The sequence below is a fragment of the Mesorhizobium sp. M0698 genome (assembly GCF_040320455.1).
Lineage (GTDB): Bacteria > Pseudomonadota > Alphaproteobacteria > Rhizobiales > Rhizobiaceae > Mesorhizobium.
In genome coordinates this window covers 113461-132286 of sequence record NZ_JAMYPQ010000016.1, presented here as the reverse complement: position 1 = coordinate 132286, position 18826 = coordinate 113461, and the positions used below count along the sequence as shown (strand labels likewise).

At 60.9% G+C, this 18826-nt stretch carries 23 protein-coding genes; 19 read left to right on the top strand and 4 right to left on the bottom strand.

The window, feature by feature from the left end:
• Positions 1 to 2: 2 nt before the first annotated feature.
• The 7 genes from fba (at position 3) to gph (ending at position 6041) form a co-directional block, all read left to right on the top strand.
• A complete protein-coding gene (gene fba / locus NKI16_RS25890) occupies positions 3 to 1082 on the top strand; it encodes a class II fructose-bisphosphate aldolase (RefSeq protein ID WP_352756992.1) in 1080 nt (359 codons plus the stop codon).
• A 21-nt stretch (positions 1083 to 1103) separates the two neighbouring features.
• A complete protein-coding gene (locus NKI16_RS25885; RefSeq protein ID WP_502897624.1) occupies positions 1104 to 2597 on the top strand; it encodes a ribulose-bisphosphate carboxylase large subunit in 1494 nt (497 codons plus the stop codon).
• Positions 2598 to 2615: 18 nt separating this feature from the next.
• Entirely contained in the window at positions 2616 to 3050 is a 435-nt protein-coding gene (locus NKI16_RS25880; protein WP_023678835.1) for a ribulose bisphosphate carboxylase small subunit, read from the top strand.
• 7 nt (positions 3051 to 3057) lie between these two features.
• Complete coding sequence (cbbX, locus tag NKI16_RS25875) at positions 3058 to 3996, top strand: CbbX protein (protein ID WP_352756990.1); 939 nt, start codon at positions 3058 to 3060, stop codon at positions 3994 to 3996.
• Between the two features lie 65 nt (positions 3997 to 4061).
• Positions 4062 to 4748: a ribulose-phosphate 3-epimerase gene (rpe, locus tag NKI16_RS25870; RefSeq protein WP_352756988.1), complete on the top strand. Its 687-nt coding sequence runs from the start codon at positions 4062 to 4064 to the stop codon at positions 4746 to 4748.
• Positions 4749 to 4785: 37 nt separating this feature from the next.
• A complete protein-coding gene (locus tag NKI16_RS25865; protein ID WP_352756986.1) occupies positions 4786 to 5343 on the top strand; it encodes a thioredoxin family protein in 558 nt (185 codons plus the stop codon).
• The gene (gph, locus tag NKI16_RS25860) at positions 5340 to 6041 is read left to right on the top strand and encodes a phosphoglycolate phosphatase (protein ID WP_352756984.1); all 702 of its coding nucleotides are present in this window, start codon (positions 5340 to 5342) and stop codon (positions 6039 to 6041) included. The genes NKI16_RS25865 and gph overlap by 4 nt, the downstream gene beginning before the upstream one ends.
• Positions 6042 to 6098: 57 nt before the next feature.
• Here the strand turns inward: gph and NKI16_RS25855 are convergent, their stop codons facing one another.
• Positions 6099 to 6479: a c-type cytochrome gene (locus NKI16_RS25855; protein ID WP_352756982.1), complete on the bottom strand. Its 381-nt coding sequence runs from the start codon at positions 6477 to 6479 to the stop codon at positions 6099 to 6101.
• A 364-nt stretch (positions 6480 to 6843) separates the two neighbouring features.
• Between NKI16_RS25855 and NKI16_RS25850 the strand changes: the two genes are divergently transcribed.
• Genes NKI16_RS25850 through NKI16_RS25835 form a run of 4 tightly spaced genes read left to right on the top strand, consistent with a single transcriptional unit; the run spans position 6844 to position 9586 of the window.
• The gene (locus NKI16_RS25850; RefSeq protein ID WP_023678830.1) at positions 6844 to 7053 is read left to right on the top strand and encodes a hypothetical protein; all 210 of its coding nucleotides are present in this window, start codon (positions 6844 to 6846) and stop codon (positions 7051 to 7053) included.
• A gap of 43 nt (positions 7054 to 7096) precedes the next feature.
• On the top strand, positions 7097 to 8083 hold the full coding sequence (locus NKI16_RS25845) for an ABC transporter substrate-binding protein (RefSeq protein WP_352923860.1): 987 nt from the start codon (positions 7097 to 7099) through the stop codon (positions 8081 to 8083).
• Positions 8080 to 8877 carry an ABC transporter permease gene (locus NKI16_RS25840; RefSeq protein ID WP_352756978.1) on the top strand — a complete coding sequence of 266 codons (798 nt, stop codon included), beginning with the start codon at positions 8080 to 8082 and terminating at the stop codon, positions 8875 to 8877. The genes NKI16_RS25845 and NKI16_RS25840 overlap by 4 nt, the downstream gene beginning before the upstream one ends.
• Positions 8846 to 9586: an ABC transporter ATP-binding protein gene (locus NKI16_RS25835; RefSeq protein WP_352757009.1), complete on the top strand. Its 741-nt coding sequence runs from the start codon at positions 8846 to 8848 to the stop codon at positions 9584 to 9586. The genes NKI16_RS25840 and NKI16_RS25835 overlap by 32 nt, the downstream gene beginning before the upstream one ends.
• Positions 9587 to 9690: 104 nt before the next feature.
• On the opposite strand, the gene NKI16_RS25830 is transcribed toward NKI16_RS25835, so the two are convergent.
• Both NKI16_RS25830 and NKI16_RS25825 read right to left on the bottom strand, forming a co-directional pair.
• Positions 9691 to 10044 carry a hypothetical protein gene (locus tag NKI16_RS25830; RefSeq protein ID WP_502897625.1) on the bottom strand — a complete coding sequence of 118 codons (354 nt, stop codon included), beginning with the start codon at positions 10042 to 10044 and terminating at the stop codon, positions 9691 to 9693.
• Positions 10045 to 10390: 346 nt separating this feature from the next.
• Entirely contained in the window at positions 10391 to 10660 is a 270-nt protein-coding gene (locus NKI16_RS25825; protein ID WP_352756975.1) for a hypothetical protein, read from the bottom strand.
• Positions 10661 to 10841: 181 nt separating this feature from the next.
• Here NKI16_RS25825 and NKI16_RS25820 point away from each other — a divergent pair, with 181 nt between their 5' ends.
• The 8 genes from NKI16_RS25820 (at position 10842) to pqqE (ending at position 17730) form a co-directional block, all read left to right on the top strand.
• The gene (locus NKI16_RS25820) at positions 10842 to 12617 is read left to right on the top strand and encodes a methanol/ethanol family PQQ-dependent dehydrogenase (protein ID WP_502894471.1); all 1776 of its coding nucleotides are present in this window, start codon (positions 10842 to 10844) and stop codon (positions 12615 to 12617) included.
• Between the two features lie 155 nt (positions 12618 to 12772).
• A complete protein-coding gene (locus NKI16_RS25815) occupies positions 12773 to 13297 on the top strand; it encodes a c-type cytochrome, methanol metabolism-related (protein WP_023678824.1) in 525 nt (174 codons plus the stop codon).
• 1 nt (position 13298) lies between these two features.
• Positions 13299 to 14162 carry a substrate-binding domain-containing protein gene (locus NKI16_RS25810; RefSeq protein WP_352450664.1) on the top strand — a complete coding sequence of 288 codons (864 nt, stop codon included), beginning with the start codon at positions 13299 to 13301 and terminating at the stop codon, positions 14160 to 14162.
• A gap of 214 nt (positions 14163 to 14376) precedes the next feature.
• Complete coding sequence (locus NKI16_RS25805) at positions 14377 to 14472, top strand: pyrroloquinoline quinone precursor peptide PqqA (protein ID WP_101918690.1); 96 nt, start codon at positions 14377 to 14379, stop codon at positions 14470 to 14472.
• A 153-nt stretch (positions 14473 to 14625) separates the two neighbouring features.
• Positions 14626 to 15564, top strand: a complete 939-nt coding sequence (gene pqqB, locus NKI16_RS25800; protein ID WP_352756974.1) for a pyrroloquinoline quinone biosynthesis protein PqqB — start codon at positions 14626 to 14628, stop codon at positions 15562 to 15564.
• On the top strand, positions 15561 to 16319 hold the full coding sequence (pqqC, locus tag NKI16_RS25795; protein WP_352756973.1) for a pyrroloquinoline-quinone synthase PqqC: 759 nt from the start codon (positions 15561 to 15563) through the stop codon (positions 16317 to 16319). The genes pqqB and pqqC overlap by 4 nt, the downstream gene beginning before the upstream one ends.
• Complete coding sequence (gene pqqD / locus NKI16_RS25790) at positions 16316 to 16612, top strand: pyrroloquinoline quinone biosynthesis peptide chaperone PqqD (RefSeq protein WP_023678820.1); 297 nt, start codon at positions 16316 to 16318, stop codon at positions 16610 to 16612. Before pqqC ends, pqqD begins: the two co-directional genes overlap by 4 nt.
• Entirely contained in the window at positions 16609 to 17730 is a 1122-nt protein-coding gene (gene pqqE / locus NKI16_RS25785; protein WP_352620316.1) for a pyrroloquinoline quinone biosynthesis protein PqqE, read from the top strand. The genes pqqD and pqqE overlap by 4 nt, the downstream gene beginning before the upstream one ends.
• Positions 17731 to 17751: 21 nt before the next feature.
• On the opposite strand, the gene fghA is transcribed toward pqqE, so the two are convergent.
• The gene (fghA, locus tag NKI16_RS25780; RefSeq protein ID WP_352450659.1) at positions 17752 to 18603 is read right to left on the bottom strand and encodes an S-formylglutathione hydrolase; all 852 of its coding nucleotides are present in this window, start codon (positions 18601 to 18603) and stop codon (positions 17752 to 17754) included.
• Between the last annotated feature and the right edge of the window lie 223 nt (positions 18604 to 18826).

The following is an 18826-nucleotide window of genomic DNA, read 5'->3' as shown; positions in this document are numbered from 1 at the left end:
CAATGGCCCGCATCACCCTTCGCCAGCTTCTCGACCATGCCGCCGAGCACGGCTACGGAGTGCCGGCATTCAACATCAACAACATGGAACAGGGCCTCGCCATCATGGAGGCCGCCAGGGTCTGCGATGCGCCGGTCATCATCCAGGCCTCGCGCGGCGCCCGTTCCTATGCCAATGACATCATGCTGGCCAAGATGATGGAGGCGTTGACCGAAATCCATCCGGCCATTCCGCTCTGCATCCATCAGGATCACGGCAACAACGAGGCCACCTGCCTGTCGGCGATCCGCCACGGCTTCACCTCGGTGATGATGGACGGGTCATTGATGGCGGACGCCAAGACGCCGGCGAGCTACGATTACAACGTCGCCATCACCGAACGTGTCGCACGCATGGCGCATTGGGTCGGCGCTTCGGTCGAAGGCGAGCTCGGCGTGCTCGGCTCGCTGGAAACCGGCCAGGGCGAGGCCGAGGACGGGCACGGCGCCGAAGGTGCGCTTTCCCATGACCAGCTTTTGACCGATCCCGATCAGGCGGTCGACTTCGTGACCGCCACCCGGGTCGACGCGCTGGCGATCGCCTGCGGTACCTCGCACGGCGCCTATAAATTCAGCCGCAAGCCTGACGGCGGTATCCTGGCCATGCAGGTGATCGAGGCGATTCACGAAAAGCTGCCCAACACGCATCTGGTCATGCACGGGTCTTCCTCCGTGCCGCAGGAACTGCAGGACATCATCAACAACTATGGCGGCGAGATGCCCCAGACCTTTGGCGTCCCGGTCGAGGAAATCGAGCGCGGCATCCGCTACGGCGTGCGCAAGGTCAACATCGACACCGATTGCCGAATGGCCATGGCCGGGCAGTTCCGGCGCGTTGCGACGGAGGACCCGCGCGAATTCGATCCGCGTAAATTCCTGAAACCCGCCATGGACGCCCTGCGCGACCTTTGCCGCGATCGCTTCGAACGCTTCGGCACCGCAGGCCACGCGTCGAGGATCAGGGTGATCGCCATGGATGAGATGGCGAAACGTTACGCCGCAGGAAAGCTCGACCCCCAAATCGCAACCGCGAAAGCCGCCTGAGCGGCAAACAGGAGACCTGCCATGAACAAGATCGACATGCCCTCAGCAGGCACGCTCAAGGAAGGCAAGGAACGCTACAGGTCGGGCGTCATCCCCTACAAGAAGATGGGCTACTGGGAGCCGGACTACCGGCCCAAGGAGACCGACCTGATCGCCATGTTTCGGATCACGCCGCAGCCCGGCGTCGACCACGAGGAGGCGGCCGCCGCCATCGCCGGTGAATCCTCTACCGCGACATGGACCGTGGTGTGGACCGACAGGCTGACCGCCTGCGAGCTCTACCGCGCCAAGGCATTCAAATCCGAGCCGGTGCCGAACACAGGTCCAGGCACCAGGATCGAGCAACAGTACTTCGCCTATATCGCCTACGACCTCGACCTGTTCGAGCCCGGCTCCATCGCCAACCTGACTGCATCGATCATCGGCAACGTGTTCGGCTTCAAGGCCGTCAAGGCCTTGCGGCTCGAGGACATGCGCGTCCCGGTGGCTTACCTCAAGACCTTCCAGGGCCCGGCGACCGGCATCGTGGTGGAACGCGAGCGGCTCGACAAGTTCGGCCGGCCGCTGCTCGGCGCGACGACGAAGCCGAAGCTTGGCCTGTCCGGCCGCAACTACGGCCGCGTCGTCTACGAGGCGCTGAAGGGTGGCCTCGACTTCGTCAAGGACGACGAGAACATCAACTCACAGCCCTTCATGCATTGGCGCGACCGTTTCCTCTACTGCATGGAGGCAGTGAACAAAGCGTCGGCCGCCACCGGCGAAGTCAAGGGCCATTATCTCAACGTCACCGCCGGCACGATGGAGGACATGTACGAGCGCGCCGAATTTGCAAAACAGCTTGGCTCCTGCATCGTCATGATCGACCTCGTCATTGGCTACACGGCGATCCAGTCGATGGCCAAGTGGGCACGTCGCAACGACATGATCCTGCACCTCCACCGGGCCGGCAACTCGACCTATTCGCGCCAGAAGAACCACGGCATGAATTTTCGCGTCATCTGCAAATGGATGCGGATGGCCGGCGTCGATCACATCCATGCCGGCACGGTGGTCGGCAAGCTGGAAGGCGACCCGCTTATGATCAAGGGGTTTTATGACACGCTGCGCGAGGAGCGCACGCCGCAGAACCTCGAAACCGGGCTGTTCTTCGATCAGGACTGGGCCTCGCTCAACAAGGTGATGCCCGTCGCCTCCGGTGGCATCCATGCCGGCCAGATGCACCAGTTGATCCATTATCTCGGCGAGGACGTCATCCTGCAGTTCGGCGGCGGCACGATCGGCCATCCGGACGGCATCCAGGCCGGCGCGACGGCCAATCGCGTCGCGTTGGAGGCGATGATCCTCGCCCGCAACGAGGGCCGCGACTATCTGCGCGAAGGGACCAAAATCCTCGAACAGGCGGCCAGATGGTGCACGCCGCTCAAGGCGGCCCTGGAGACGTGGAAGGACGTCACCTTCAACTACGAATCGACCGACACGGCCGACTTTGTGCCAACCGCAACGCCGAGCTTCTAGACGAAAGGAACCGTCGCCATGATGACCAATCCCGGAAACAAGGTCACGCAGGGACAGTTTTCGTTCTTGCCCGAGCTAACCGATGAGCAGATTTCGGCGCAGATCAAATACGCACTGAAAAACCACTGGGCGGTCAGCGTCGAGTACACGGACGATCCACATCCGCGAAACACCTATTGGGAAATGTACGGCAACCCGATGTTCGACCTGAGGGACCCGGCGGGCATCCTGCTTGAAGTCAACAATTGCCGGAAAGCTATGCCCAACATGTATGTCCGGGTCACCGCCTTCGATTCGACCAAGGGCTGGGAAGCACCGCGCATGTCATTCATCGTCAACCGGCCACCCAATGAACCTGGGTTCCGGCTGCTGCGCCAAGAGCGTGACGGCCGCAGTCAGGGTTATTCGATCGTGCCTTATGCGACCGACAGGCCCGAAGGCGAACGGAGCTAGGCGAACCATGCTGGACGCGATAGCAAAGAGCGCTGCCGCGCAGGGCGAATCGGTTGATCTACAGGCCGAGTTCGAGGCGTCCAACATCGACGAGGTGATGGACAAGCTCGACCGCGAACTCGTCGGCCTGAAGCCCATCAAGAACCGCATCCGCGAGATCGCCGCGCTGCTCCTAGTCGACCGGCTTCGCCGCAAGTTCGGGCTGATCTCTGGCGCACCAACGCTGCACATGAACTTTACGGGAAATCCCGGTACCGGAAAGACCACCGTGGCGCTCAGAATGGCCGAAATCCTGCATCGTCTTGGCTATGTCCGCGAAGGGCACATGGTCACGGTGACGCGCGACGATCTCGTCGGCCAGTATGTGGGCCACACCGCGCCCAAAACCCGCGAAGTGATCAAGCGCGCCATGGGCGGGGTGCTTTTCATCGACGAGGCCTACTATCTCTACAAGCCCGACAACGAACGCGACTACGGCCAGGAATCGATCGAAATCCTGCTGCAATGCATGGAAAACAACCGTGACGATCTGGTTGTGATTCTTGCCGGCTACAAGGACAAGATGGACCGCTTCTTCGACAGCAATCCCGGCATGCGCTCGCGCATCGCCCATCACCTCGATTTTCCGGACTACGGCGTCAGCGAACTCAAATCAATCGCCGAGATCATGCTGGCGGAACAGAATTACCGTCTCAGCGAAGCGGCGGCCAAGGCGCTCGAAGAGTATCTCCCGATCCGCATGCGGCTGCCGCATTTCTCCAACGCCCGCTCCGTTCGCAATAGCCTCGACCGGGCGCGGCTTCGCCAGGCCAGCCGGCTTTTCGCATCGCGCGACCGGGCGTTGACGAAAATCGATCTTATCACCATCGAGGAATCCGATATTCGCGGCAGCCGCGTGTTCGCGGAAGGTAAGCTCGAAGGCGAACCGGAGACGAAGGCGCGCTGACAAGATGACAACGGTTGGTGTGCAGCGACCGGAAAAAACGGACGACAGAATGGGAGCCGACGACCATGGATACCAAAACAATCATCGCGCCCTCGGTGCTTTCCGCGGACTTCTCGCGGCTCGGCGACGAGGTCGAAGCGGTCGTCCGGGCGGGTGCCGATTGGATCCATCTCGATGTGATGGATGGCCATTTCGTGCCCAACATCACCTTCGGTCCGCCGGTGATCAAGGCGATCCGTAATCGAACGGACAAGGTCTTCGACTGCCACCTGATGATCGCGCCGGCCGACGCCTATCTCGGCGCCTTCGCCGATGCCGGCTGCGACATCATTACGGTGCATGCCGAGGCCGGGCCGCATCTCGACCGATCGCTGCAGGCAATCAAGAATCTCGGCAAGAAAGCCGGCGTGTCGCTGAACCCGTCGACGCCGGAAAGCGTCATCGAGTATGTGCTCGACCGGCTCGATCTTGTGCTTCTGATGACGGTCAACCCAGGCTTCGGCGGCCAGGCTTTCATTCCGGCGGTCGTCGACAAGGTCAGGCGGGTCAAGGCGCTGATCGGCAACCGCCCGATCGACATCGAGATCGACGGCGGCGTCACGCCCGAGACCGCTCCGTTGGTCACCGCGGCCGGCGCCAATGTGCTGGTCGCCGGCTCGGCCATCTTTAGGGGTGGCACCGAGGCGGCCTATCGCGCCAATATCGGCGCCATCAGACAGGCGGCCGACGGGGCGATCCGGAAAGCCGCGTAAACCGCTTCATCGGCAAGCATTTTCATCGGAGGAAATCTTGGCGGCAATCCCACCTGTCTGCGACTTCGGCTGGCAAGCCATCGATGCCGTTTTGCCCGGCGTCGACGGCAAATCGCATTCGATCTTCAGCCACGCCGGTCCGAACGGGCTGGTGGTGGCCTTCATCTGCAATCACTGCCCCTATGTGAAGGCGGTGATTTCACGCATCGTGCGCGATGCCAACGACCTCAAGACCGAAGGCATCGGCTTTGTCGCGATCAACTCCAACGATGCCGACGCCTACCCGGATGATTCCTTCGACAACATGAAGCTTTTCGCCAGGACGAACGGCTTCACTTTCCCCTACCTCCACGACGAGCGCCAGACGGTAGCGCGTGCCTATGGAGCCGTTTGCACCCCGGATTTCTTCGGGCTCAACAGCGAGCTGACGCTGCAATACCGCGGCCGGCTGGACGCGTCCCGACGCGACGCCGGGCCGCCCGGACTGAGACGCGACCTGTTCGAGGCGATGAAGCAGGTTGCCCGAACCGGCGACGGACCGCTTGACCAGATCGCTTCGATCGGCTGTTCGATCAAGTGGAAGGATGCTGCATGAACGTCGGCGCAGGCAGGCCGTTTCGCTCGCCCAAGGCGATCCTGTTCGACCTCGACGGCACACTGGTCGATTCGGCACCTGATATAGCGGCCGCCGTCAACGAATTGCTGGCCGGCCACGATCTGCCGCCGCTGCGGCTGGATCAGGTCAAGGCCATGATCGGCGGCGGCATCAGGAAACTGGTCGAACGCGCCTTCGCGGCTCCCGGCACGCCGCTCCTCGGCAGCGCGCTCGATGAGGCCAACCGCGTCATGGCGCCGATCTATCGCAGGCATCTGACCGGCCGCACGAGGCTGATGCCTGGCGTCAGGGAGGTTCTCACGCACTTGCATTTGAGCGGAATAGCCATGGCCGTGGTGACCAACAAGCCGCAGTTGGCGGCGCGCGAAATCCTGCTGCATTTTCGGCTGACGGAATATCTCGGCGCGATCGTCGGCGGAGACGCGGTGACATCATTGAAACCGGCGCCAGACGCGCTGTTGCTGGCGCTCGACCTGCTTCAGGTCGAACCTCGTGACACGCTGATGGTCGGAGACAGCAGCGCCGACGTGGCCGCCGCCCGCGCCGCCGGCATGGCAGTCATTCTGCTGCGTGGCGGATACAGCCAAATTCCCGTTGAAGAGCTTGGCGCCGACCTCGTTTGCGACAGCCTGTTCGATCTGCCGTCCGCGATGCAGAGGCTGCAAGACGCTGCGTGACCCCATGCGCAAAGCCGAGCCAACGCCGAGCGCAGTCCAACGGCCGGCAGTACCGCGTTATTTTGAGAATTGTTTCAGATAAGCAATGACGTTGGCGATGTCCTCGTCTTTCTTGAGGCCGACAAACGCCATCTTGGTTCCTTTGACCATCGCCCTGGGATCGCGAAGGTAGGTCGTCAGCGTGGCCTCATCCCATTTAACGCCGGATTTGCCGGCCTCGGCCATGGCCTTGGAATAGCTGAACCCCGGATGCGTCCCGGCCGTTCGGCCGATGACGCCGTTCAAGGACGGGCCGACCTTGTTCTGGTCCTTGTCTGCGACGTGGCAGACCTTGCATTTGGCGAAGACCTTCTCACCCGCCGCGGCATCCTGTGCCTGAGACTGGGTCGTGACAAAGGTGGCGACGGACACGGCGGCGAAAAAAGCGACTGCGCGCATGGCATTTCCTCATTGATCGTGTGAGTGCCCGGGACACTTTACGCGTGTCGATGCCTTGATCGCCGGCATTCGTTTTAAAGCGGGAGAGCGAACCATTCGTCCTTCCTCCCCGGACTGGCAGCACCTGCACACCTCGAAAAGCTAGACTGCCGATGAGGGAAGTCAATCGTACAAAGGTCCTGTTTCGTTTCCCGACTGCGCGAAGAGAAGTGTGTAGCGACACGCGGTCCACATCATTGACGCCTGTTGGCCGAACGCGTAGCCTCACTCCAACCGGTTTGCTGTTTGGGCACCTTCAGGAATCCGCGCAACTCCAAAGCACGAACTCTGGAGAGTTCGCCGCGCAGGCGATGATAAGTGCCAAATGGACATGGTCGATCTCATATTAACGGTGTGCCTTAGCGCCAATCCGGGCAATTGCCGAGATGAACATCTCTATTTCGAGAGCCGCGGCTCTCTGTTCCAATGCATGTTCCTGGCGCCCGCCGAGATCGCAAAATGGTCTCAGGAACATCCGAGTCTCAAGGTCGTGCGCTGGAAATGTGCCGTTCCGAGCAAGGAACGAGCGATTTGATCGACATTCCTGGTTCGTCGACGACCCTGAAAGAGGAGACGCCATGATGATTTCGCGGCGCACGACGCTGCGCTTGGCGGCTCTGGGGGCCATCCTCGCCTCAAAGCCGGTTGCCGTCTTTGCGGCCGCTAAGGTCCGAATTGGTGTCCTGAAGTTCGGCACCGTGAGCTGGGAACTCGATACGTTGAAACGCCACAAGCTCGACGAGGCCAACAGGATCGATCTGGAAATTGTCTACTTCGCCGGGGAGGATGCGACCAACGTCGCGCTGCTGGCCGGCGCGATCGACATGATCGTGACCGACTGGCTGTGGGTCTCGCGCCAGCGCTCCGAGGGCGGCGACCTTACATTGGCCCCTTATTCGACCGCCGTGGGGGCAATCATGGTGAAGGAGGAATCGCCGATCCGGACGCTCGCCGACCTCAAGGAAAAGAAAATCGGTGTCGCCGGCGGCCCGCTCGACAAGAGTTGGCTACTGGTCCAGGCGCTGGCCAGACGCGATCACGGCCTCGACCTGCCGACAGCCTGTGACGTCGTCTTTGGCGCGCCGCCGCTGATTTCTGAAAAGGCGATGCAAGGCGAACTCGATGCCGTGCTCAATTTCTGGCATTTCTGCGCCCGGCTCGAGGCCAATGGCTTTCGTCGGTTGATCGGTGCGGATGACGCGACGAAAGCGCTTGGTGCCTCGGGCCCCGTGTCGGCACTCGGCTACGTCTTCCACGACCAATGGGCGCGCGACAATCCGGATGCCGCCCGGGGCTTCGTCAAGGCATCCAAGCAGGCCAAGGACTTGCTGGCCAGATCCGATGATGAATGGCTGCGCCTGGCGCCACTCATTCGCGCAGAAGGCAAGGAGCTGGAAAAACTGCGCGACCGCTATCGCCAGGGCATCCCAAGACGGCCGGTCGCCGAAGAAGCGGTCGATGCGGGCAAACTCTATCACGTGCTGGCCGCGATAGGCGGCGAGAAGCTGGTTGGCGGGGCGCCCGAGATGGCGCCCGGCACGTTCTGGCCGGAACTCGCGAAATGACCGCAACGGAAGACAAGTCGGGTCGATCGGAGTTTGCGACGCCGCTGACGCCAGCGCTGACGGTAACGGTTTCCCTGATTGGACTTTGCCTGCTGTGGGGCCTCGCGGCCAATCTGTGGCAAAGCCGTGCTTTCCCCCCACCAGGGCAGGTCTGTCAGGTACTGCTCAGGGAAGCGGCGAGCGGTGATCTTTTTTATCATCTTGGCGCGACGCTCGGACGGGTTGCTGCGGCGTACGTCGTCGCAATGATTATCGGCTCGGTCATCGGCGTCATCCTCGGGAGCTACCGCGGTGCGGACCGGTTCTTCAGTCCGTGGGTGGTCCTGTTTCTCAACATTCCCGCGCTGGTGGTCATCGTGCTCGCCTATATCTGGTTCGGCCTCAACGAGGCGGCGGCGATTGGTGCAGTTGCCGTGAACAAGATCCCGAATGTCGTGGTGACGATGCGCGAAGGCGCCAGGGCGTTTGATCCGCGTTATGCCGAAATGGCCGCCGTCTACCGCTTCGCCCCACTCGAGCGCATCCGCCATGTCCTGCTGCCGCAACTGCAGCCCTATTTTGCCGCGGCCTCGCGGTCCGGCATCGCCCTCATATGGAAGATCGTCCTGGTGGTCGAACTGCTCGGCCGCTCCAATGGCGTCGGTTTCCAGATCTATCTTTATTTCCAGCTCTTCGACGTCGCCGCCATTCTTGCCTACACGTTGGCTTTCGTGGCGGTGATGCTTGTCATCGAACTTCTCCTGGTGCAGCCCATTGAACGACATGCAACCCGTTGGCGCCGCCGTCCCGCTTAGGGTCGACATCGCCGAAAAGACCTTCAGGTCCGCGCAAGGTGTGTCGATCACGGCGCTTCAGGGTCTGTCCTTCGAGGTCCGGCCGGGCGAATTCGCTTGCCTGTTTGGGCCGTCGGGCTGCGGCAAGACCACGACGTTGCGCATCCTGCTTGGACTGGACAAAGACTTTTCCGGCTCTTTCCAACTGCCGCAAGGCGGCTCGAACCGCATCGCCGCCGTGTTCCAGGAGCCTACTTTGCTGCCATGGCGGACGGTGGAGCAGAATGTCAGGCTGGCGCTGCCGAAAAGCCTAAGAGCGAAGAGTCTCGACGAGCTGTTTGACACTCTCGGCCTCGCCGGCATGCGCTCGCTCTATCCGGCGGAGCTTTCGCTCGGCCTTGCGCGCAGGGCAGCGCTTGCCAGGGCCTTCGCCACCGAACCGGCGGTACTTTTCCTGGACGAACCCTTTGCCTCCCTCGACGAACAGACCGCCGAGCGGCTTCGGCAATTGCTTTTGACCATCTGGTCAGCGCGGCCTACAACCGCCTTGATGGTAACGCACAATCTGCGCGAGGCACTAATGCTGTCGGACCGCATCATCGTGCTTGAGCAGCGCCCAGCCCACGTGCTCGGCATGTTCGACGTAAGACTGCCGCGACAACATCGCAATCCACAGGTGATGAGCGACCTTTTGCGGTCATTCCAGCAAAAATTTCCGGGTGTGGCCTGATCGCCTTACGGCTCGAATGCGGATTGCAAGGTATTTCGCAGCCAATGGCCAATAGAAACAGCGAGACTGTGAGGCGCACGGCCACGCGTGCCTGTTCCGCCTGACTAAAAGCAACGTACGTCGGCTTCAGCCTGCGCGCGTTTCAGTTCCGCGCGCGCCGCCTTCGCTGGCGCGCTTTCGCGAAACAACCCTGCGGCCTCCCCTGTCGTCAGCGACATGCTTTTGAAGGTCTCCGCCCTCTCATAGTGATCGTAAGGAAGGATCGAGGCGATAACATCGATCGAGCAGGAACAGCTTTCAAGCGCCTGACGTGTCTGGCCATTTGTTTGCATGCAGCCGAGCACGTAGTCGGCAATCGTTGCCGTCGGGTAGTCTCCCGTGGCGTTGGCCGAGTTCGCAAAGGCCAGCGTGGTCGCAAAGGCCACCGGCAAGGTGAGAGATCCAACAGACCTTATCATGAGGAACCTCCAGTTGGCCTGGACACCATGCATCCAGACGGGATCATCGCTCCAATTGGCGACGTGCCGCAAAGCCAGTCAAGCTCCCATGGCTTGCGTATAGGACCAAAGGAGGAATGCCCTATCGACCGACAAGAGCCCGCTTCATGACCCGCTGCGCACCCTCCTTCATACGTTCATTTCATGCTTCGCTCACTATCGGCAACCAGCGAGACGCCCGCATACTTACTCGTAGGTGCCCCGCAGAATATATCGAAATAAAGTCAAATGTGTATCACCTCAAGAATACGGGAACAATATGTTTGCTATATATATCGCGGCTGGCGGTCATCCTCTTATTAGTTTTTCACGCGGCGCTTATTTTAATTGTTTCTAAATATTGCATCGCAGCATATCGATATTGCAGCGCAGCGACCCATTGTAGGTTTTTGCTTGCCTGGCCTTTTACGATGACATAGCTTTTTCCTGTTTCCGGCTTCAAGAGCGCCACCGTCATCAGGGAGCGGCGGCAGTCTTTCGAAGACCAAGGGGGGCGGGCGGTAACGGTGCCCTCTGCTTCGGGGTAGGTCGTGACAGCTGCCGGAAAATAACTTCCCAACATGAATTGCTTGGGCAAGCCCTTGTGAGGGCTTGACGGTCGATTCTTCACTGCGAACCCGGGAGGATTTTGGATGCGTGTACTTGCGAAAACTACCTACATTCTGACGACCGCGGCGTTTTTATCGCTCGGCGCTGCCTATACGGCTTCGGCCAATGAAGACCTTGCAAAGCTCGCATCGGATGCGAAGAACTGGGCGATGCAGACGGGTGACTACGCCAACACCCGCTATTCCAAACTCAACCAGATCACTGCCGACAATGTGAAGAACCTGCAGGTCAAATGGAGCTTTTCCACCGGCGTGCTGCGCGGTCACGAAGGCGGGCCGCTGGTCATCGGCGACGTGATGTATGTCCACACGCCTTTCCCAAACAACGTCTATGCTCTGGACCTCAAGAATGACGGCAAGATCCTGTGGAAATACGAGCCCAAGCAGGACACGAACGTCATTCCGATCATGTGCTGCGACACGGTCAATCGCGGTGTTGCCTATGGCGACGGCAAGATCATTCTCAACCAGGCCGACACCACCGTCGTCGCGCTCGATGCCAAGACCGGCAAGGTCGTCTGGTCTGTCAAGAACGGAGACCAGACCGACGGCGGAAAGGGCGAATCCGGCACGTCGGCACCCGTAGTCATCAAGGACAAGGTGCTCGTGGGCGTCTCCGGTGCTGAATTCGGTGTTCGCGGCTGGCTGGCCGCCTACAATCTGAAAGACGGCAAGCTCGCCTGGAAAGCCTATTCGGAAGGTCCTGATGCAGACACCCTTCTCGATCCCGAGAAGACGACCCATCTCGGCAAGCCTGTCGGAAAGGATTCCGGCACGAACACCTGGGAAGGCGAACAGTGGAAGACGGGCGGCGGCACGACATGGGGATGGTATTCCTATGATCCCAAGCTGAACCTGGTCTATTACGGCACCGGCAATCCCTCGACCTGGAACCCGGTCCAGCGCCCAGGCGACAATCGCTGGTCCATGACAATCATGGCTCGCGATGCGGATACCGGTGTTGCCAAATGGCTCTACCAAATGACCCCGCATGATGAGTGGGACTATGACGGCATCAACGAGATGATTCTCGTCGATGGCATGGAGGTCAACGGCGCCAAGCACGACGTGCTGGTGCATTTCGACCGCAACGGCTTTGCCTACACAATGGATCGAGCCACCGGCGAACTTCTCGTCGCCAAGAAATACGATCCGGCAGTGAACTGGGCGACGGAAGTCAACATGGATCCCAAGAGCGACCAGTATGGCCGCCCGCAGGTCGTCGCCAAGTATTCGACCCAGCAGAACGGCGAAGACACCAACTCGACCGGTATCTGCCCGGCCGCGCTTGGAACCAAGGACCAGCAGCCGGCTGCCTACTCGCCCAAGACCGGGTTGTTCTACGTGCCGACCAACCATGTCTGCATGGACTATGAGCCTTACAAAGTGAGCTACACCGCCGGTCAGCCCTATGTGGGCGCCACCGTGTCGATGTATGCGGCGCCTGGCGGTGACGGCAACATGGGCAACTTCATTGCCTGGGATGCAGCCAAGGGTGAGATCGTCTGGTCGAAGCCCGAGCAGTTCTCGGTGTGGTCGGGCGCATTGGCGACAGATGGCGACGTCGTCTTCTACGGTACCCTCGAAGGCTACATCAAGGCGGTCGATAAGGACGGCAAGGAACTTTACAAGTTCAAGACCCCGTCCGGCATCATCGGCAACATCACGACCTATGAGCATGACGGCAAGCAGTACGTCGCCGTTCTGTCCGGCGTCGGTGGATGGGCCGGTATCGGTCTGGCAGGTGGCCTGCTTTCGCCCGATAACGCCGCTGCCTGGCATGGCGCCGTCGATCAGGGCCGTGCGCAGGGCGACGAGACCGCGGTCGTTGGAACCGCTGGTCTGGGTGCCGTCGGCGGTTACGCGGCACTTGCCGACTATACGACGCTGGGCGGCCAGCTCACCGTCTTCGGCCTCCCGGACTAATAACCGGGAAGAGCCTTACGGCTAGGTTCGATAACGAGAGCCCGGGTCACCCCGAAGCCGGGAACCGGGCTCTCGATTGCGCCGCGCACCCAACTCCGATCAATGCCGCTGCACGACGGCAGCCAGGGTTTCTGGCAAACGAAGGAAGAGCCTGAATGATCGTTCGCATTGCAGTTTCCGCTCTCGCCCTGGTCCTGCTGCCTCTGGCCAGCTCAAGTCTGGTACGGGCCGAAGACAGCATGGAGAAAGCCAAGGCGGTGAAGCAAGAAGGAGGCAAATATTTAGATGCGGACGGAAATCCGACCTACAAGATCGAAAACGGAACCGTCGATTGGTACACCTTCAGCGGGTACCGCCGGTATCATTCAGATTGCCATGTCTGTCACGGACAGGACGCCACAGGTTCGAGCTATGCGCCTGCCCTGGCTAATAGCCTGAAGAACATGGATTACGCCACGTTCCTGTCGATCGTCGCCGAGGGCCGCAAGAATGTCGGCGGCGGCAAGGAAAACGTCATGCCTGCCTTTGGCGACAACAAGAACGTCTATTGTTACCTGGACGATCTCTATGTCTATCTGCGCGCGCGCGCCGATGGCGCGGCACCCCGCGGCAGGCCGCCCAAGCACGAAAACAAGGCTCAGGCAGCCAAGGATGCCGAAGCATCCTGCATGGGTGGATGATATGACCGGCTGCACTGCATCGAAGCTGCGCGTCGTTCTGCCGATCCTCGGCGCGCTCGCCTTGCTGCCGTCGAATGTTCTGGCGCAAAATGCCGGGCTTGGCGCTGCGGGCGAACTGGTCGATCCCGACATTCTGCGCGTCTGCGCCGATCCCTCGAACATGCCCTTTACCGACAAGAACGGCCAAGGCTTCGAAAACAAGCTGGCTGAACTGGTTGCCAAGAAGACGGGTCGGAAATCAGTCGCTTACACGTGGTTTCCCACTGTCACCGGCTTTGTGCGCAACACGCTGGGGGCCAATCGATGCGACATCATCATGGGCTACGCCCAAGGCGATGAACTGGTGCAGAACACCAACGCCTACTACCGCTCCGCCTATGTGCTCGTATACCCCAAAGGCAACGGCATGGAAGGCATCGAGACGATCGAAGACCCGAAACTTTCCGGCAAGAGAATCGGCGTCGTCGAAAGCACGCCGCCAACCGCCAACATGGCCGCCAACAAGCTTCTGCGGACCGCCAAGATCTACCCGCTGGCGGTGGATACGCGCGTCACCCCTTCCATGGGGGAGGTCATGATCAAGGACATGCTCGCCGGCAAGATCGACGCGGCGGTCCTGTGGGGGCCGATGGCGGGTTACTATGCCAGGGAACTCGGAGCCGACGTCACCATTGTTCCGCTGCTGAAGGAAAAAACCGGCTCGCGCATGTCTTATCGCATCACCATGGGCGTACGTCCGTCCGACCAGGAATGGAAACGGACGCTCAACCGGGTGATCAGGGAAAACCAGGCGGAGATCACCAAGCTTCTGCTGGGTTACAACGTGCCGCTGATCGACGAGCACGACAATCCGATCACGCAATAGTCGGGATGGGTCAGGAGGAGGAAAAACCTACGCGATGAACAATTGAAGAGAAGACTACAGCTACTTTCGATAGTTTTGTTTTTCGGTCTTTCAAAACCTTGCGTTCATTTGTCCATTTTGAGAACGTGATGGACGAGCCATTGCTTCGGTGCCCTGCAATGGTTGGCTAACCACCGGATCGGCCCCTTCGGGCTGGTAGAAGAGGAGAAATGTTATGAAGAAGAGCTGGACTAAACCGACCATGTGTCAGGTTGCTGCGGGCTTTGAAATTTCGCGCTATCTGCCTGCTGAAATTACTCCCAAGAAGTAGGCCGCAGAGGTGCGTGTCCCTGGCAACAGGGGCACGCATCCCCTTGCCGTATGGGATTTTCGTGAAAGAGTTTGAGGCGCGCAAAGTGGGCGGGCCGTTTTTTGCGGCTGCAAATTGGCTGTTGGTCAGAGAAGCCGCGGGGCGGGCGTTTTCATGCGCTTGAAAATCATCGGATCGGCGGCCGGCGGCGGCTTTCCGCAATGGAACTGCAATTATCGTCTGAGCCGTGCGGCTCGCTCCGGGGTAGCTGGTGTGCATTCACGAACCCAATCGAGTGTCGCCGCGTCGGCGGATGGGCTTGGCTGGGTTCTGTTCAACGCCTCGCCCGACATTCGCCAGCAGATCGCGGCAACGCCTGAATTGCAGCCCGCGCACGATGCGCAGCTGCGCTCGACACCTATTCGCGCGGTGGTGCTGACCAATGCCGATGTCGATCATGTCGCCGGCCTGCTCAGCCTGCGTGAGCGGCAGCCTTTCGCTATCTATGCAACGACACAGGTTCTGGCGACGCTGGAGGCGAATTCGATTTTCAATGTCCTCGATCCGGCGCTCGTGCCGCGACGCATCTTGCCGCCGGCGCAAGAACTGTCGATCTGCGACGCGGACGGCCACGACACCGGGGTGGCTGTCGAGAGCTTTCCCGTGCCCGGGAAGATAGCCCTCTATCTCGAAGAAAGAGGCCAGCCGGATGCCAATTTCAGCTCCGATGCCGGCGACACGATCGGCGTCCGTATCGCCGGTGCCGGCAGTCGCGGCTCCGTCTTCTACATCCCCGGCTGCGCCCGCATCGATGCGACCCTGCGCACGCGTCTAGCCGATGCCGCATGCCTTCTGTTCGACGGCACGGTCTTCACCGACGACGAGATGATTGCTGCCGGCGTCGGCCAAAAGACCGGTGCGCGCATGGGGCATCTGGCAATGTCGGGAGACGCGGGGTCGATCGCCGGCTTGGCCGATGTGAGGATCGGCCGCCGTGTTTTCGTCCACATCAACAACACCAATCCTGTTCTGGACGAGAATTCTGCCGAGCATGCAGCAGTCAAAGCGGCTGGCTGGGAAGTGGCCTGCGACGGGATGGAGATGGAACTTTGAGTGATTTCCACGACGCAGCCAGCAACGGCCTGTCCTCCAGAGAGCTCGAAGCCGTGCTGCGGCAGGTCGGTGCCGAGCGCTATCACAACCGCCATCCTTTCCATCACAGGATGACCAGCGGTGCGCTGTCGAGGACCGAGATGCAGGCCTGGGCGCTGAATCGCTATTGCTATCAGGCGGTCATTCCGCGCAAGGATGCCATGATCCTCGCTCATGCCGAGGATCCGGCGTTTCGCGCCGCCTGGCGCAAACGCATCGAGGATCATGACGGCGAGGACGGCTGGAGCGGCGGTATTGCGCGCTGGTTGCACCTGGCGACCTCGCTCGGTCTCGATGCCGACGCGGTGAAGAGCGAGAGGCTGGCCCTGCCGGCGACACGTTTTGCGGTTGGCGCTTACCTCTCCTTTTGCACGAACCGGACCCTGCTGGAGGCGGTCGCGTCGTCGCTGACTGAGATGTTCTCGCCGCTCATCATCGGCGAGCGGGTACCCGCGATGCTGGCCAGATACGATTATATCACCGAGGACACGCTGGCCTATTTCACCCGACGGCCCGAACAGGCCTCGCGCGATGCCGACTTCGCGCTCGCCTATGTGCTCGAACATGCCGACACGACGGAGCGCCAGCAGCAGGCGATCGATGCACTGGTGTTCAAATGCGATATACTCTGGGCCATGCTCGACGCGCTTCAACACGCCTATGGCGAGCCGGGCAATATCCCGCCCGGCGCCTTCCGTCCGGAGGCAGCCCAATGATGGCACTGCGCGAAAGAGCCATGGTGTCGCTGCAGTCGGTTCCATCGCTGCCGAAGCACGTGCGCATACAGTATGACCCCGTGCGCCAGGCGTTCGCCGTGCTGTCGCCCGAAAAGGTGTTCTGGCCAAACGAGATCAGCCTCGACATATTGCGCCGCTGCGATGGGCGGTCCACGGTCGGCCACATCATTGCCGGCCTTGCCGCAGATTATGATGCCGAACAGGAGGCTGTGGCGGCCGATGTCATCGCCTTCCTGCAGGAATGGTCTGACAAGCTGCTGGTGAAGCTATGAGCGAGCCCCCTCTCCCCCCGATCGGCATGCTGGCGGAACTGACGCATCGCTGCCCGTTGCAATGCCCCTATTGCTCCAATCCGCTCGAATTGCTGAAGGCTAATCGCGAACTCGACACGCAGAGCTGGCTCGACCTATTCTCGCAGGCCGCCGATCTTGGCGTTCTCCAGGTGCATCTGTCAGGCGGTGAACCGACGCTGCGTCGCGATCTCGAGCAATTGATCGCCGGGCTTTCGGCGCGCGGCGTCTACACCAACCTGATCACCGCCGGTGTCGGCATTGCGGATGGCCGCATCGAGGCATTTGCCGAAGCCGGGCTCGACCATCTGCAACTGAGCTTTCAAGGTGCACGGCCGGCGACCACCGAGCGCATCGGCAATCACAGGGGCAGCCACGAAAAGAAGCTGGAAACGGCACGCCGCACTCGCGCGGCCGGCTTGCCGCTTACCATCAACGCGCCGATCCATCGCCACAATATCGAGGAGGTACCGGAATTCATCGATCTGGCCCTTTCGCTGGGTGCGGAGCGTCTCGAGATCGCCAACGTGCAGTACGCCGGCTGGGCGCTGACCAATCGCGATCAACTGATGCCCGAGCGTGCTGCCGTCGACCGCCAGGCGGAGATCGTCGCGGCGGCGCGCGAACGGCTCACCGGCATCATGAACATCGATTTCGTCACGCCGGATTATTTCGCCATCTATCCCAAGCCGTGCATGGGCGGCTGGGCGCGCGACGCCTTCATGGTGACGCCAGACGGCACCGTACTGCCATGCCATGCCGCCCAGACCATACCGTCGCTCGGCTTCGAGCGTTTTGGATCACGCAGCCTGGCCGCGATCTGGACCGATTCCCCGGCATTTAATGCCTTTCGAGGCACGGACTGGATGCAGGAGCCCTGCCGCAACTGTGAGCGGCGCGAGATCGACTGGGGCGGCTGTCGCTGCCAGGCGATGGCAATCGCCGGCGATGCCGCCGCGACGGACCCGGCTTGCGCGAAATCGCCGATCCATGCGCGCATGGCAATGCTGATCGACGAGGCCCAGCGCGCTGCGACGGTTCCTTCGAAGGACGAACCATTCGTCTACCGGCGCATCGGCGTCGTCACCGAGCCCGCCTGACTGCCGACCTATTCCTACGGCCTACCCTCGTGAAAGCCGTTCGGCATGCCACGTCATATGGTCATGCATGAATGTCGAAATGAAAAAATAGGAGTGATCGTATTCGTCCTGCATGCGCAATTTCAACGGAATGCCTGCCTTGGAGCAGGCGTCTTCGAGCAGCCAAGGCCTGAGGCCCTCCTGGAGGAAACCGTCTGACGTTCCCTGATCGACCAGGAATTCCGGGAAACGGTGTCCATCCTCGATGAGCGAAGTGGCATCGTAGCGCCGCCACGAGGCCTCATCCAGGCCGAGATATTTTTCGAAAGCCGGCTTCGACCAGCCGGCTGTGCTTGGCTGCACGATCGGCGCAAAGGCCGAGCAACTTCTGAAACGCGCGGGATTGTTCAGTGCGATCGTCAGCGCGCCATGCCCGCCCATCGAATGGCCGAAGATCGACTGGCGCGCCATATCGGCGGGAAATTCGCGCCCGATCACGGCTGGCAGCTCCTCGACGATATAGGAATACATGCGATAGTTCTTGGCATACGGCTCTTGCGTCGCGTCGAGGTAGAAACCGGCGCCGCTGCCGAACTGCCAATTGTCCTTTTCATCCGGAATGTCGGCACCACGCGGGCTGGTGTCGGGACAGACAACGATCAAGCCAAGTTCGGCGGCAATACGTCTGTATTCGCCTTTTTCCATTACATTCGCATGGGTGCAGCTGAGCCCGGAGAGGTACCACACCACGGGGCAACGGCTTTCCCGTGCCTGCGGAGGCACGAAAATGGCAAACGTCATTTCGCACGAGCAGCTCGTCGAAAGATGAGAGTAAACATGCTGGGCGCCGCCATGCGACTTGGCAGTCGAGACGAGTTTCGGGTGCTCTGGCATATATTCTTCTCCACCAATTTTAACCGCCGACCGTAGGCTCTACGACATCAAGGGTGATCGCGGCAACCTTGGTGGGCCGGCTGGCGCGCGGGGCTCTTGATCGAAGCCGGGATGGCCTGCCTTCGCCGACCTTCTTGGCGCAGCAAGGCGCGAGAGGCCACTCGGTGGCGCAGCGTTGCCCAGCAAGCCATACGGGCCAGGCTGGGCGATTGTTGACGATGCT